Origin of the sequence: Limosilactobacillus antri DSM 16041, from assembly GCF_000160835.1 — a bacterium.
Taxonomy (GTDB): Bacteria; Bacillota; Bacilli; order Lactobacillales; family Lactobacillaceae; genus Limosilactobacillus; species Limosilactobacillus antri.
The window spans coordinates 694,646-710,582 of sequence record NZ_GG700733.1 but is presented as its reverse complement, the minus strand read 5'-3'; the positions used below and the strand labels follow the sequence as shown (position 1 = coordinate 710,582).

Genomic DNA, 15,937 nt, shown 5'->3' with positions numbered 1-15,937 from the left:
TTCCTTTATTTACCCAATTTATTAAGTGAGGCGAACGCTATGGAAACTCCACGGAATAACGTATTACAAAACTTTGGGCAAGCACAAAAAGCAGTGATTTGGTTTGGCAATCCCTATATGCCGTGGCACGATAGCCAGGTCCCTGGCGGAAAGTGGGGCCAAGAATTAACTATCAACGCTGATGGTACTTGTACTGTCCAACCAATGGTCTTTAATGACTACCAGCGACTGTCAATTGCTGGACAGCCCACCGAACATTTTCAAATTGCACCCGCACAGGCCGAGTCCTTTCTAAGGCAAATCTTGGTACTGCTTAATTACTTCGGCAACTGCACGGACGATACCAACGCCACTATTTCTACTACCATCCAGAACGTTAACGGCAACTTCTGGACCTTCACTGGTTACCCAACCGATGAGCCGGCAATCAGCCAGCTGGCAATGGAAATCCGTGATAGCTTAAACCGTGCTGACCTAATGGTTCTTGATGGCAATGGTCGCGAGGATTTCATTGAAAAATTCGTTGTCGACTATGAAGAGCAAGATAATTACCATGAGCAGCTGGTGCTAACCCGGGTACCCAATACTGTAACCTACTGCCGACGGCTGATTGATGGGCCGGCGATTACCACGACCTTTCAGTGGCCCGAAAGTGAGATGCCCTTGCTGGACAGCCTTAATCCAGTTGATTTTACGACTACCATTCCGGGTGTCCCCGCCAACGCGACGGATGATAATGGGCAACTGGGCCATTTTACCTGCACGATTACGCGTCGAATCTTACCCTCAGCTAGCTTTGGCGGCGATTACGAGCGATATTGCCTCCCCGCCCCTTGGGCCAATTTAATGCACTCCATTGAAGAGCTACTGGATATTCCAACTACCGGGGCCCTGTTGAGCAGTAGTTACTATACACGCAAACGCCGCTGCCTGGATGAAGTTATCTACATTGGGGTCAAATTTTTCGAGGATGGTCGTGAATATAACTATCTGACGGATGATGATTCAATCCAACCAGGAGATCATGTCTTGGTGCCCGTCGGCGGTGATGACAGCGAGCAAGAGCTGACGGTCATAAGCAAACACTACTACAAACGTGGCGAGGTCCCCTATCCCTTAGATAAAGTAAAACGGGTAATTAGGAAAATTGATGAAGAATAATCAACCAATTCGTTATAAAGATGACGAGGCGTGGCACTAGTCCCCCCGACCAACAATCAAATGGTTATTGTTCCCATTCACTTGATGATATAATTGCTTCAACAATTGATTGAGGGAGAATATGTAATGCAACCAAAGAACTACCCCACTAGCCGCCAGCCACATTACGCCCTGCGCAAGCTTAACGTTGGGACCGTTTCAGTGATTATCGGTCTCTCCATCGGAATCCTTGCCCATCCGAATACAGCAGCTGCCGACAGCAAACTAGCTTCGGCACCCCAAGCACAAACCGGGGAAAGTCAGCCCGTAAGTGCAACCCGTGAACAACCAGTAGCAAATGGCAACAACAGCGCCGTGTCTACCCCCGACACGAACCAGCTTAGTACGGCGGCAACCACCAGTCAGCCAACTAGCGCAATTGCTGCCAATAACGTCAGCAAGCTTCTTCCTTACGCCGCCCAAGAGGAGCAATCCCACTACGCCGGCCTAGTTTCAACTAGCGATAAATTAAGCCAGGTTAACCTACTCGCTGCCGTCCCGCTCCACGATAACCAGTTTGTGGTCAATCCGGCGGATCCCAGCGCGAGCGTCAACGGTGTCCTGCTGGCCTTTCAGGACGGGACGATGGAAAAACTTGGTGCCCACCTGCTGAGCCCTACTAACCAAATTTACAAGTACCAGCTTGATAATGGCCTAGCGTACACCCCCACCCAGGTCAGCCAATTCTCCGCTGCGCAAGTCGAGGACCTGATTAAACTGTTCCAAGGAATCGACCTCTTTAGTGCGGAAATGAAGGAACACTTGAACGTCCGCACCGACAACCAGGTCCGGGACCTCTTTATGACCACGGCCTTTAACAACACCAAGGCAGAACTGCCAGCTTTAATCCCGGCGTTACTCGCCAATTCAACGGCGCCCGGGACAAGCTCTGACTCAGCTGCCACCCTTGAAAAAATCAAGCAACACCGGTTAAGCATCATGCTGGGGATGACCTATATTAACCGCCTCTACAACATCAGCTTTGGCGAATACAACATCCTGCCCCTGATGCTTTTCCGGCCCGACTTCTACGGTGCCAACCTCAATGCCTTAGACTGGCTAATCCAGCTTGGGAATCTCAGCCAGGAGCAACTCAAGGTCAGCAATAACTTGTCCACCTTTAACACCGTACTGGCCAAGTCCCTAAGGGTCCCAGCCCTGATTGGCTTTCTGAACCGCAACCGGCAAATGTTTTCTCCGGAGCTCAACAACGAACAGTGGTTTAAGGACAATACCGGCGTCTTTATTTATGAGGTCCCCTCCAAGGAAAACCCGAACGCACCCGTGGGAATCTTCCGGCGCCTCGCCACTAGCAAACGGACCCGCTACCGCAGCTTTATCCTGCCCTTGCTGAACATCAAAAACAACGATATGTTCATCATCGTCAATATGTCGACGATTACCTTCGGGCTAAACGAACGATACATTGACCAGGGAATTAAGCAGGATCCTGAACAATACCAGCAAAAAGTTGCCGCCGTCGACACGGCCCTGAAATCTTTCGCCGATCACTGGGGCGAATACTACGACTTTTGGTATCGGATGACTAACGATCAGGGCAAACAGCTACTGGTCAGTGAAGACATTCCGGTCTGGGACAGCTACTGGATTCCTGATAAGGCACTGAAGCAGGGCTTCCGTTGGGTTGGCAAGTATGACCAAGCAGTTCCCGCCATTGAAGAATTTTTTGCACCGGTGGGCGATATGTATCAGGCAAACGGTTCCGGCGCTTACGCCTCCGGAAGCTACGTGCACTTCGTTGTCGATGCGGCTGGCGGTACACACGGTACCTCAACTTTAACCCATGAGATGACCCACAATTTTGACGGGCAAATTTACTTTAATGGCAATGGCCGGCGCCAATCGATGGGTGCCGAAGCCTTTGCCATGGGTTTATTACAATCCGCTGAAAATTCTCAAGATGGTGACTATGGTTTTAATTTGGTATTTGAATTTGCCCCTAACCAAGGTCGCTCTAAGAACCTTTCGCCAAACGAGTTCCAAACTCCGGCAGACCTCCAAACGTACATGCACGGGGTCTTCGACGTTACCTACCTGCTAGACTATGCCGAAGCCGAGGCGCTGCTGGCTAAGTCAACCGCGGACAAGCAGCTTGCCTACGCGCAGCTCTACTACGATCCGGCGAAAAAGAGTGACGTTATCACTTCCGGTATCGATAACGCCACGGCTGCCAAGCTCACCAGTCTGGATAGTCTGATTGATAATAATATCATTGCCAAGCGTTACTACCAGGCGCGCGACTACAATAAGAACTCTTACGGTACCATCTCCTTGTATTCCCCAATTTACTCAGGGGCCCAGAGTGAGGACGGCAGTACCGGGACCATGATTTTTCGCAAGACTGCCTTTGAGCTGCTCGCGGAATACGGTTGGGAAAAGGGCTTCCTTCCGTATGTGTCCAACCAGTACCTGAATGATGCAAAGAAGGACAACGCGACCTTTAACGACCAGTACATCTTCAACAAGGTCTTCAACGGTCAGTACACTAGCTTCGCCGAATTTAAAAAGGCGATGTTCCAGGAGCGCATTAACAAACGCGACCTTCTAAAGCCAGTCACGATTCACTACAACGGAAGCGATATTACGCTGAAAAACTACCAGCAGCTAAGCCAGCTGATGCAACAAGCAGCTAACCAGGATTTAGCTCAGCTAAAGGCGGGCAAGCGAGCTGGGCAGGTTGACAAGCTAAAGGCCGCAATCATGCAGTCATATACGCTAATGACCGATGATTTTAAGAGTTCGATTTTTAGCGAACCGGTCGTCACCATCACGGTTAACTTTGTTGATAGCAACGCGGCCGCACCACAAGATTTAAGCCGGCTGAACCTGCAGTTGAATGGGCAAGTAGGCAGCGTGCTGAACCTTTCGGCGGTCAGTCAGGCAATCGATGAGCTGACCAAGGCGGGCTACACGGTGACAGATAATCCGCTTGAAGGAGTTGGCAGCCAGTTCAACACCCAAAATGATGGGCAAACTTTTGTGGTCCAACTTAACCACCGGCTGCAGAAAGTAACCCTTGGGGACGGGGCCAGCCTTCCCGCGGGACTGCAAGAAAGTGATTTGAAGCAGAGTGCCCGCCGCACGGTCGAAATCAAGCTGCCAAACCAGGCCGAGCCCCAGCTGGTCAACCAAACTGTTGCGTTTCACCGTGCCGCCAGCATCGACCAGGTAACCGGCAGGGTCGGTGATTACGACCAGTGGGCCGCCCGCGGTGACGCTAGCTTTGCCGCAGTAACGGTCCCAACCGTGGCCGGCTACACGCCAAGCGTCACGGTAATTCCGGCCGCAAGTGCAGCTGCTGGGGAAAATAATACCACGACCGTTACTTACGCCGCAGATCCACAAAAGCTGGAAGTACGGTTTGTGGATCCGGCCGGGAAGGTGATCACCCAGCAAACACTCAGCGGCAAAACGGACCAGACAATTGCCCTTAGCCTTGCCCTTCCCGATGGCTGGAAGAGCACCAATCCAGTGCCGACGGAGTGGAAATTTACGCCGGATAATAATTTGCTGCAGATTCCACTGGTGAAAGCGGCCACGGAAGCAGGAAACCCGGATGAAGCGGGCGGACCTGGCGATACCGGGGAGCCCACTATTCCAGGGAAGGTAGCTAATTCTGGTAACACGGGGGAAGCTGCTGGGGATGCGACAACTGCTCAGGAAGAGACGGCCACGGACACTGCGGGTATGAAAAAGAATTCGGTTGATAAATCGACAGTTGACGGAACCCAACCGGAGCCAGCAAATAAACTGCCTCATACCGGACAGCAAAGGAAGAGTTGGCTAGGATTAGCAGCCGGCGCGGTTCTTTTCATGAGTTCCGTACTTGCCCTTCTTGGTGTTCGGAAGAAAGATTAAATAGCTTTTAGAAGACAAACAAGCAGTCCGTGCCGAAGTTTAAGGCGCGGGCTGCTTGTTTTGCTTTGGGATGGTTGATGAGGAGTCTAGTTATCAAATAGGTCTTCGTTCAGGTCACGGGCATAGAATTGTAAGATGCGGTCAAGTAACCGAACGTCGTTTAGGGCAACGTGGCGGGGGTCGGTGCCCTTAATGCCTAGTAGTTTTCCCATCTTCTCTAAGCTGAGCGTTGTGCGATTTTGAAAAACTGCTTGGCCCACTAACCGCGCCAAATCAATGCGCGGAATAGAAATGGTTAAACGATGCTTCTGTTTTATGTGCGCCCGTTGCTCCTCACGGTCGAGCGCATTAAAGTCAATCGCATCACCCCAGCACACTACGTAATCAGGATGAATCGTATTGAGAATCGCTGACAGGTGGTTACGAATTTGAAAGTAACTATGGTTTACCGTTTCGCTATAAGGTATATCCCACTCTTGAAGAAACTCAAGCTGGCGCTCTGGGGTCATTTCTTTGTTGAACAGCCGGTACTGAAAATAGGTTGGGGAGCCGAACTGCTTGCCAGCAATCTCACGAATCCACGGGGTTCCTTTAGGATCATTGTAAAATTCAAAATCCAAGGATAACAACCTTTTACCAGAATTCAACAGCTGGCGAAGCTCATCAAGTGTCTGCGGTTCCCGTCCGGATTTAGAAATAATTAACTTATCAGAATCCTGCCCGATCCGGTCAGTCGCATTTGCTCCCTTAGAATGGATAATACCCGACTCCACTAGCATTTGCTCAAACTCATCAGAAAAATGGGTGTTTTCAGAAAGCTTTATCGTTTGTCGTTTTCTTTTTCCCATAACTCTCCAATCCTCTTTACGGTAATTCTAAAAAATGTTGGGGAGCCCCTCAATACTAGACGGAGCCTCAGCAAATTCCGAAGCCTGATGACAGGTTCCACAATCTTTTTCCAAGCGGATCGATACACTTCAAATTATAAACTACCCCCATATAGATGGGGAATACAGTTAGATATTCGCTTTGCCGAATATCGTTTCAGGATCACCCCCATGGCTTTGGGGAATACCAGAAATTAATGGTTATATTATATACCATAGTAGACGCAGAATGCGATCTAATAGCGGGAGTCTCCATATTGATGAGGAATGATCTCACGGCGCTTTTTCGGGGATCACCCCCACATACATGGGGAATACCTTATGTTCGAACGTCAGGTACTGAGCAAGTCAGGATCACCCCCACATACATGGGGAATACCTTTAGGAGGTAACGAAGATGAAGATTGATGAAGGATCACCCCCACATACATGGGGAATACTGGGTTGAGCAGGAGTGTGGGCACTACTGGCGAGGATCACCCCCACATACATGGGGAATACAATTGGAGAAGGAGCATGAAAAATTCAAGTCAGGGATCACCCCCACATACATGGGGAATACACTAAAAGATCCCTGATCTGCCGCGGTTCTTATATCCGAAAGCCGTGAATTTTAATGAGTTTATCAACTAGTTTCATCGTCGCGGTTGCATCCGCCAACGAATTATGTGCCTGCTCATTTTTAATACCATACCTAGTTAAGATAGTCGCTAAATGATAATTATCGCAAAACTTATCGACCGTTTTAACATACGGTAATACATCCACCATCTTATTATTAAATTGAACAATCCCTGCCCTAATCACCGCAGTTTGTAAAAAACGTTCATCAAACAATAAATTGTAACCAACGATTGGCAGTTTTTTCGCAAAACTTTGTAAATCAATCAGCGCTTCCTTCACTGCTACACCTTCCGTAGCTAGTTGCTGGCTATTTAATCCGGTCAGCCGCGCAATGTCACCTGCCAACTTTTTACCCGATTGCAGTTTCACGAGACGATAAAATGTTGTTGTATGCCCAGCAATTCGTTTCACCGCGCCAATTGAAATAATTTGCGCAGTGGTTGGGTTCAACCCACTCGTTTCCAAATCTAAACTAACAAAGTCGCTGCCCTTACTCCGCGAGTGACTAAATTTTTTAGCCTGCTGATACTTATAGGCATTACTAAACCCGTGCCTGGTTGTTTGGGTTTGAAACAAGGATTTGACGAGCGGAATCCCATCCGCATCAATAATTTCCTTATCCTTGCGCGTTGTGCGGAACATATAGCCAAGCTCATTATTAGTATTGTAAACCAGCGTTGCTTCACCTTGACCGATATTCTTAACGATTCGTTCCCATAATCGCTCACGAATCCGGGCACTGACATTACCGACGTAAACACCGGACTGAATTTGTTGGCACCACTTGGTTAAATCGCCGCGTAAAGCAGCCGGTACCTTCGTTAATGCTATAACAATCAGTTTTGCTCATCCTCACTGTCAAATTCATGGTACTGAACACCAAATTTTTGCAGCCCCTGACGGTCGTCCCACAGGTGCATTGTATCTGCCGTTACCCCATCATCGATGTCTAACAAAAATTTTAAATCTTTCACCATTTGGACCAGCAATTTCCCGTCAGCAAACGCATCCCGCATCCCCCGACGAGTCCAGTCCGCAATATCATTATCACCGTGCTTAGCCGTCATCTGAAAAGCTACCGGGATCGAGTATTGCGCCTTATACAAGTCGGCGAAATCATAAACGAACGATAAATCATGTCCCGTATGGACAAAACCTAATCCCGGCGACGCACCTAAAGCAACAATTACACTACAACTCAAGCCATAAAGCGCCTGGTGCGCAGCCGTCAATGCCTTGTTAATGGGCGTCGACGAGTCAAAGTCATCAACTTTGTACTCCCGCTTCTCCCAAGTAACACCGGTTCTCTTTGACTGTTCTGTATATACCCGGCGAACTCGCGCCCCCTCTTTTCCTCGCAACTGTTGCATCGTTAACTCAGAAACATCTTCACCGGGAAAACGCATCTGGTACATCTTCCGTGCAACCATTACACGCGAACGCCGATTAGAAACCAACTTTGCCTGTTGCTCTAAGAACCGTGCAGAGTGGCCTAAAGCCCGGCCATGAGCATATTGCCGAACCCCATGTTCACCGACCCACACCACTGATACTCCAGAATCACCAATCAATTCCATTGCCCGGTGGGTAATATCAACTCCCGGCCCTAGCAGTAAAACACTAACCATTGCTGCCGGAATATAGACCGTTCCCCGTTGGTCCGTAACTGTCACCGCACTATCCTGCCGGTTCAACCGGGCGTGTTCCAAATATAAAAAGGTTATCCGATCCTGAACACGGCCTAGTTCACCTAATTCCGTCTTAGGGGCCCCATAATTATTAGCCATTGTTACTTCCTCACGGGAATTACCGTAAGCATCCCCATTCCATACGCCTTCTCACGGCCAATTCCATGGGTCAACGCATGCCTAAACTTATCCAAATCCGTCACCCGTAAAGTCCCTTCAAAAGCAACCCGACTTATCCGCACTCGTCTTTGGTGGTATAAATTAGGCCAGTCGCGGCTTACCAGGTCGAAGGTGTCGCTCCCGTCTGCATTAGTCATAAACTCAAAGCCGTTTGCCGCTGCCTTTTGACGTAGCCAGTTTTCCTGTTGTTCAACTGTAATATGGGGATAGACCTTACCATCCGTCCGGTAAGTTGGGTTAGCAACTAGTCTAAACCGCATTAGCTCGCCCACTTTAATCTGTTCTAAGAAGTGCTGGTAATCCTTAATCATCGCGGTCCCAGTAACTCCATACTTTAGCATTCCCGTTGCCGCTGGCTTATCTGCACTTACAATGAGCAGATAGCGTTTTCCATGCAGCTGATCAATCCGCCATAAATGGCGACGTCGTTCATGCTGGGCGATCTCGCTTGGAAAACAGTTTTCAACCCAGTTGTGATAAGCACCTAAGTGGCTCAAGTCCTTGATCTTGCGACGATTTTGATCATCAATTTCTACCCGTGATATATACATAGATCATTCCTCTAGATTTGCCATTACATCATGACTGGTATCCTGACCATGACACTGCTTGTTTTCCAGTTCGACATTCATACTAATAATTGCCCGATACGAGTGCCAGCGGTGATCCTGACTGAAGCTGCCAACGTTGTCTTTTGCGAACGTTGTTAAATTTGCCTGCGCTAAATCGGCATCCGCAATTACTTCCGCCATGTACTTAGGTTGCCGTTGCTGTCGTTGGTACCATTCAGCTGCCTGCCATTCATATTGTCTAAGTACCGTTACCGGGTTCTCCTCATCAAAAACTCGCGTTAGCAATAATCCTGCCGGCACATTCGCCCGCCGTCCTAAAAATAGTTGAAATTTAGGATGGTGGAGGGCTGTTTCCACCAGTTCAATTTGCTGGTCTTCACCTGCAATTGCGACAACAAAAACCGCGTCTTGTAAGTAATCACGGTAGGATAGACTCCGCTTTCCATTTTTCTGGTTATACTCGATCGTTTGAAAATCAGTTAAGGTCCGGCCCGGCTGGTCAATCCGAACCGCCATTTTCAACTCATTTAACTGTTTGATTCGGGAGTCATTCCGTCGGTAACCCAGCGCGGCTGCGATCAAACCGATAACCGCGCTTTTAGAGGGACAGTGATAACTTGTTCGCCGACTAAAAGTTGCTTCGTTACCGTACGATTGTAATGGTCCCGCCAGCTTAATCGTTAAGGTTTTCATCGCTAACCCTCGATTCAATGACTTCGGTAATCTTACTTACTAAGTCATCAACATCAGCCGCTTTTGTACTAATCTTTGATTCTTTATTCGTCACTACAACACTAGCAAGCGGCGTTTGGACAAACTGCTGGGTATCTTGATATTCTTTTTCCAACTTCGCCACTGATGGCTGCAGGTAGCCATGACGGGACTTAACCGCTTCTTCAAATGCTGAGACAAGGTTAACTGGCGTATCTTCCCGCACCGTCACCAGGACGTATTGCGGAACCGTCTTGTTGGCAAAGCTGTTTTGCTTCCCCGTAGGCATAGATAGGACAAAATCCTTCACAAAGAGTTGGAGCCCCTTAACAGCTGTATCAACATCTCCAAGGCTTTGAACTAACTCATTGACGTTAACGTTAGCATACCGGTACAGTGTAGCTGAGTCGTATTCAATCGTCCCAATCATTGCCGAGCCGGATTCGTCATCGGCCTTTTCATCATCAACTGCCGTGTAGTAGTCATACTCAGGGACAATTTCATGAGTCGAAATGGCATGGGCAACCTGGCAAGCAGCGTCAACGTTTAACGATGGATCATCCGCAACCATGCGGCCAAAAAGTGCCATGTCTAGCGAATGATCACCCTGGAGGGCTTCCTTTACCGCCTTACTATCCAACTCGTCATTTTGGCGAACATACTCAGCCAGCTTTGCAATCTGCCCGTGGCTCAGCATTAACAGTGCTTTCGTCTGGTTAGTTTTCTTATCGAGTTTAATCTTAGCCTTATTAAAGACGTCCACAGCCTGCGCCATTGCTTCATCCGACGATAAGTTTGAATCCTGCTTCTGCAATTCATTTGCTAATAACAGCGGGCCACGCATTGTCCGAATACCGGCTAACCATTCCGCATCCGTACTCTGTTCCTTAAACATCATTCTAACGGCACGTTTCCAGCTTTGCGAAGAAACCCGTGACCGGACTACGCCCCCGTAATATGCTGTTTTTGGTGCACCGGTATCGTCCCGGTTGATGTTCGATGAAGGAACCGATTGTAAAACATTAATATCAACATATAAATTAGGCTTGCTCATAGTTATTCTCCTTTTTCAGCGATTTGTTTTTCCGAATGCCAGTAGTATTGCTGCCCCCACTTTAAGCTAACCTCGCGGGCGCTCTCATTACTAAATTGAAGGTAGTAGAAATCTTGACCAAGTTGAGCAAAGTTAATCAACTCTTGCGATGTGTGACTCTTCAAAATTGAGGTAAGGTGACCAACCGCGTTAATGACACTGCCGGGGTTAGTATTCCCGAGGACGTTTTGGACCCGGCGATCAATTGCCGCGCGGGTCGTCGGGTCATTATGCAGCTTAGCTAGGGCTTTAAAAAGGGGCTTCCCATCGTGATCCTTGTCCGCATATTCACAGCAGTCTTGATTTCCCTGCTGGTAAACAGCGTAACAATGTAAGGCCGCAAAAACTGCCTGTTCAGCAGCTGTTGGTCGCCCGGTTGTACTTAAGTCATTCTCTTCCAAAGCATCTAATAGTAATGGCCACACAACCGTTGCTTTTTTGTTCAAAATATCATTAGTATTTCGCAGTGCTGCTAACACCGCCTTGTTGGGATTACCATTCCCCCAAATTTGATGAATAATCCGGCTTGTAGCAGTTTCAATCCGCGCCATTAGCTCTTTCCTCCTTTAATTCCCAGCACCTTGTTGACAGAAGCTCTAAAGATCCGGTAATAGGTAAAGATATTGTGCTGGTCACCATCAGCATTTTTGACCCTTCCCCGAATATCCTGCGGAGTTGCTGAGTTCAATAATTCGTCAGCCGTTTGCACGGCGATCTGCTTAGCTGTCTGTTTCCAAAGGTTAACTTTCTCATCACGTTCGTCATTATTGGTCAAACCAGCCAGCCATTCTCGGAAGGGCTGGTTTAGACGTTCGTAAAAACGCGCGGATACTCGATTGGCAAACGCACCGTCATCTTTTACACCACGAAGCTCCATAATGTGATTTGCAAAATACCAGACAAGCGCACCAACTTTTTCAGTCATCTCAACAGTGTTCTCAATAAGCTTTGGCCACTGAAGGCGCTTAAGCGGGTTGGGATCAAATAAGACATCAGCATTAATTTGCATTTCGTCAGCAAATTCCGCGGCGGGTGATTGCGACGTTGCGTTACCATCGTTAATCAGGCCCACTGTGGTGAGGTGCAGGGCCAAATCAGCAGGAAGCATTTTTGTACTTCGTAGCATGTGGAGCCAGGTGACTATTCCCGGTTCGCGCTGACTATCCTTTTGAGTATCGTCCTGCTGAACACTAATATACTGACCAAAATTACGCCACATCGCCTTGCCCAGTGAATTCAGCCAGCGTAAATTTGGTTGCCACTCATTGTCCTTCTTATTAAATTTCCACGTAGTCATCGGTTCCAAAAAGGCTTCGTGATTATTGAGCTTTGGCAACCCTGCACTAAAAATCAACGGTCGTCCATTATCCCACTCAATATGGATCACCCGTGACCAAAGTGTGTAAAGTTCAGCCAGGTTTCCCGGTACGATTCCTGTTAGTCGAGCTTGAATGTACTCTTCGATTGGGACTTCCCAGGCTGGGTGCTGATCCATGCTTTCAGTCTCTGAGTTAACACCCTGAGGAATCAATACTAAGTTCAGCATCAGCGTTTCAAAAAGGTTGCTCCCAGTCGCAAAAACTGGATTAAGGCCGTACAGCCAGCCAGGTGAAACAGGAAATTTTTCCTTAGCAACGACCTTGGTCTTATCAGTGACCGCCGTAAAGTTTTGGTAGGTAATCAGCCAGCGGGCTAACGATGCGAGCGAAAGGTCATTTTTATGCGGTGATGTATTAGGCGAGAAAATATCCGGCTTGTTATTACTTTCTGAAATCGTCCGGTTGATCTGCTTAACCGCCACGGTTCCCTTCCCCTTGGCAACGACTTTATTTTTCGGCACTAGTGAATCGTACTGGGCCCGCGTAGCCTGGTAAAAAGGATGATCTGCGTCCAAAAGGTCAAAGCGGTCAGCGTACTTTTGCAGGTAGCGGGTCACAATCTCTGTAAAATGCTGTGCATGGTACAGGTCTTTCCAAGTTTGCCGCAAACCATCTTCATCGTCATCCTCAAAAGTTTTCCCTTCAAAAGGCACCGGTTGCATCGTTTGCCCATCAATTTTCAGCCACTCATATGGCTCACCATCTGCAGTGTAGCGCGAGTACACCGTAGTCAGGATTGCAAGCAAGAAACGCAAAAGCGCCAGGTCCTGTGATTTCATCTCACCAGCAAGTTGCCGATAGTGGACAGCGTTTGTAAATAGTTGTTCTAGTGATACGGTCCGTTCCCGGTTATCTTCGTCAACTACCTTGATCCAGGGCTCGGTCACTAAATTGAAACTTTTATTCATTTTCTTCTTCCTTTTCATACTGCAGGCCCAATTTGGACGAATAGTTAAGCTGCCATCCCAGCAATTCAGTAGATAAGTGTTCATCTAACGGCAAAGCAAGCATCCCCTTTAACCACCGGCTGTCTTGCCAGCTGTGATAATACTTCTCCGTCCGCCGTTCCAATTCGTTAATCGCCTTCGTAATATCCGGTGTTATCCGGTTAGGCAAACGGATTACTTGCTGTGCAATCTCACTTTCATCAACATCGTCCATACTTCTCCCATCGACCAGAAAATCACCGACCGACGTATGCTTAATCATCACTACTTCAAGTGTTTCTTTAATATCACGAACGGCTGCTTCTGCTGCTGCATCATCGTTTGCTATCCCTTGCTGCTCACGGTCGAGCCATCCATAGAGATTCTCATGGGCTTTAGGAGGAGCGATTTGGTAAACTTTCGCTTTCCTTTGGGCAATTTTTTTATTCTGTTCCGCTTGTGCCCGCGCTTCTTCAATCCCAGAAACTTCTTCGTCCGTTGCGGGGTCATAAACCGCCTGAACTAACGGGGAAATATCAGCTGGTAATTTAACAACTTCCGGAAGAAAGTAATCGGTCTTCATCAGCCAGTATTTTTCGTAAATCGCTTCGTTAGCATCGCCGTAGTCACCAAAGGCATTAATTCCCAATACATAGGTAGTTGGCGTTGCAAGGCTGGCCGGCCGCTGAATGTCATGGCGGTGCAATCGCCCCATCCGTTGGAGAATCAAATCAACCGGCGCAATATCGGTAAACAGCACGTCAAAATCAATATCTAACGATTGCTCTAGTACTTGGGTCCCAATTACAACCAACTTTTCTGGCCTCTCAACGCCCTTGCCGATCTCAGCTTGAAGCCGTTCTTCGAGCTTGGTCCGGTCCGGTGCCAGGAAAGCAGAATGCAAGACAATTTGTGGTAAGTCAGCTGGCAACAGGCGGGAAAGCTCCTGAGCTCGTTTCACGGTGTTGACGATTACCCCCGCAACGCCACCATTCTTAATGCTGTTAACAACCTGATCTACTAGCTGCTGATCATCACAATCTAGGCGGACTACCTTAACCTCCTGGGATTTAGTAGACTTCGGGAACTGATCGAATTGCTTTACTTCCGGTCCGTCGAGGTAAGTCAGTAGAGGATAAGCTTGACTATCCTGCCAGGCATTATCGGATTGTCCAAGTTGATGGCCATATTTACCTCGGTAATAGGCTTCTACTAACTCAATTCGTTTTTCCTTCGGTAGGGTTGCGGATAAGGCAATTACCGGAATGTGATAAACCCCTAGCCACTGTAAGGCCCGCATTAAGTAGGAAGACATATATGTATCGTAGGCGTGAATTTCATCAATAATGATAATTTTACCGCTGAGGCCCAGGTGCCGGAGAAAGAGGTGCTTTTGCTTTAAACTCATCAATAGCAGGTGGTCAATCGTTCCAATTGAAAAATCAGCTAACATTGATTTCTTGCCAGAAAACCAACCGTTAACCACCACTGAGCTTTGGCTGTCGATATTTTGGGCGTTAGGGAGACTCTGCATTTCATGATTAAACTGGGCCTTCCCGTGCATTAAGCGGATGGGCAGGCTAACGTTCTCTTCCTTAGCTAGTTCGTCAACCCATTTGTCAACCCGACTGAACATCGCGTTACTCGTTGCCTGGGTTGGCAAGCCCATAAACAGGCCGGCAGATCCGGTTATAAAAGCAAGCTGTTCGGCAGCCGTTAGGGCAATTTCCGTTTTGCCAATTCCCATCGGCGCCTCGACAATAATGATCCCCGGGTCGGCAATTTGACCAATTACTTCTGACATCAGGTGTTGAACTGGCCGCGGGCTGAAGTGCCAACGCTTATTGTATTGCTGATCAACATCAGGAATCATTTGCGGTGTCCAATGGCCGCTAATATCCCAAGTTGTAATTGCTTGTTCAAAGCGCTGCTCCATCTCTAAATCGATGAAGTCTTGGTCAAGGCGAATCAGTGGGAACATTACTTGGCTCTGATCAGTACCCAAAAATTCACTAGAGGCCATCCAGTCGGCCATAATCAGGAGTCCCGTTAACAAAACTGCCTGGGACTGAGTAATTTCCGGAACTTCTTCTAAGCTGGCAAAGCCGGTTAGTGACAGGCCATAGTCTATCAATTCATGCTGCGTTTGTAGCCATTCAGACTGCAAGTCTTCATTTCTATCGGATTGAAGATAGTTAGCGGTGTACGGGGCAAGCTGGTCACTCATCGAATCAAAGTACTCACCAACAGGTTTACCGTGATGGGCGCCAATAATTGCACCGACAGATGTGTTCAGTCCTGATGTTTCTAAGATGGTCTCGCCAGCTAATGCGTGAGGGGATTTACTTCTGAAGGCCGGTTCATATTCCGCAAGTTTTTCAAAACCGCTTCGCAGGAGCTGCTCTATCAGCTGATCGTCCAGTTCATAATCACGATTATAGGAAGGCTTAGTTTGAAAAGCCGGCGTGGCCTTGCCAATATCATGAAAATAACCGACAAAGTTAACCAGTTGTTCAATTTCAGACGTCGTCAGATCTTGCTGTAAAACCTGTCGTTGGCTGTCATTTAACCAATGGGTGTATAACCAGTTGATAACATTTTTAGTATCAACCAAGTGCGCAACTAGTGGCAGCCAGAGTTCCTGGCCCTCCCGATTTTCCTTCTTTGCCCATAATGAAAGTGCCTGTTTTGACAGCTTGCCCATTTTATAACTCCCCCATGAAAACGTTTCACAGTAATTTTAGCAAGGACCAAACCTAAATGCAATGTGAAGGCAGGCACTAGAAGTTTTATTATTT

Annotated in this window: 11 protein-coding genes and 1 CRISPR repeat array; of the genes, 2 read left to right on the top strand and 9 right to left on the bottom strand. The window is 48.0% G+C overall.

Going from position 1 to position 15,937, the window contains the following annotated elements:
• Window positions 1-39: 39 nt before the first annotated feature.
• Both HMPREF0494_RS06845 and HMPREF0494_RS10800 read left to right on the top strand, forming a co-directional pair.
• Window positions 40-1,161 carry a hypothetical protein gene (locus HMPREF0494_RS06845; RefSeq protein ID WP_040458879.1) on the top strand — a complete coding sequence of 374 codons (1,122 nt, stop codon included), beginning with the start codon at window positions 40-42 and terminating at the stop codon, window positions 1,159-1,161.
• A gap of 126 nt (window positions 1,162-1,287) precedes the next feature.
• Complete coding sequence (locus HMPREF0494_RS10800; protein ID WP_007124223.1) at window positions 1,288-5,079, top strand: ZmpA/ZmpB/ZmpC family metallo-endopeptidase; 3,792 nt, start codon at window positions 1,288-1,290, stop codon at window positions 5,077-5,079.
• Between the two features lie 86 nt (window positions 5,080-5,165).
• Here the strand turns inward: HMPREF0494_RS10800 and HMPREF0494_RS06835 are convergent, their stop codons facing one another.
• The 9 genes from HMPREF0494_RS06835 to HMPREF0494_RS06795 form a co-directional block, all read right to left on the bottom strand.
• Window positions 5,166-5,927 (bottom strand): 3'-5' exonuclease family protein, encoded by a 762-nt coding sequence (locus HMPREF0494_RS06835; protein WP_007124222.1) that lies wholly within the window; start codon window positions 5,925-5,927, stop codon window positions 5,166-5,168.
• Between the two features lie 328 nt (window positions 5,928-6,255).
• A CRISPR array of direct repeats spans window positions 6,256-6,528; the repeat unit is 29 nt; unit sequence AGGATCACCCCCACATACATGGGGAATAC.
• A 29-nt stretch (window positions 6,529-6,557) separates the two neighbouring features.
• Window positions 6,558-7,430, bottom strand: coding sequence for a type I-E CRISPR-associated endoribonuclease Cas2e (gene cas2e / locus HMPREF0494_RS06830; protein WP_040458878.1), 873 nt, complete (start codon window positions 7,428-7,430; stop codon window positions 6,558-6,560).
• Window positions 7,427-8,377 carry a type I-E CRISPR-associated endonuclease Cas1e gene (cas1e, locus tag HMPREF0494_RS06825; protein WP_007124220.1) on the bottom strand — a complete coding sequence of 317 codons (951 nt, stop codon included), beginning with the start codon at window positions 8,375-8,377 and terminating at the stop codon, window positions 7,427-7,429. The genes cas2e and cas1e overlap by 4 nt, the downstream gene beginning before the upstream one ends.
• Window positions 8,378-8,379: 2 nt before the next feature.
• On the bottom strand, window positions 8,380-9,009 hold the full coding sequence (gene cas6e / locus HMPREF0494_RS06820) for a type I-E CRISPR-associated protein Cas6/Cse3/CasE (RefSeq protein ID WP_007124219.1): 630 nt from the start codon (window positions 9,007-9,009) through the stop codon (window positions 8,380-8,382).
• 3 nt (window positions 9,010-9,012) lie between these two features.
• Window positions 9,013-9,723, bottom strand: a complete 711-nt coding sequence (gene cas5e, locus HMPREF0494_RS06815) for a type I-E CRISPR-associated protein Cas5/CasD (protein ID WP_007124218.1) — start codon at window positions 9,721-9,723, stop codon at window positions 9,013-9,015.
• Complete coding sequence (gene cas7e / locus HMPREF0494_RS06810; RefSeq protein ID WP_040458877.1) at window positions 9,704-10,795, bottom strand: type I-E CRISPR-associated protein Cas7/Cse4/CasC; 1,092 nt, start codon at window positions 10,793-10,795, stop codon at window positions 9,704-9,706. Before cas7e ends, cas5e begins: the two co-directional genes overlap by 20 nt.
• 2 nt (window positions 10,796-10,797) lie before the next feature.
• On the bottom strand, window positions 10,798-11,385 hold the full coding sequence (gene casB / locus HMPREF0494_RS06805; RefSeq protein WP_007124216.1) for a type I-E CRISPR-associated protein Cse2/CasB: 588 nt from the start codon (window positions 11,383-11,385) through the stop codon (window positions 10,798-10,800).
• Complete coding sequence (locus HMPREF0494_RS06800) at window positions 11,385-13,121, bottom strand: type I-E CRISPR-associated protein Cse1/CasA (RefSeq protein ID WP_148466422.1); 1,737 nt, start codon at window positions 13,119-13,121, stop codon at window positions 11,385-11,387. Before HMPREF0494_RS06800 ends, casB begins: the two co-directional genes overlap by 1 nt.
• A complete protein-coding gene (locus HMPREF0494_RS06795) occupies window positions 13,114-15,843 on the bottom strand; it encodes a CRISPR-associated helicase/endonuclease Cas3 (RefSeq protein ID WP_007124214.1) in 2,730 nt (909 codons plus the stop codon). The genes HMPREF0494_RS06800 and HMPREF0494_RS06795 overlap by 8 nt, the downstream gene beginning before the upstream one ends.
• Between the last annotated feature and the right edge of the window lie 94 nt (window positions 15,844-15,937).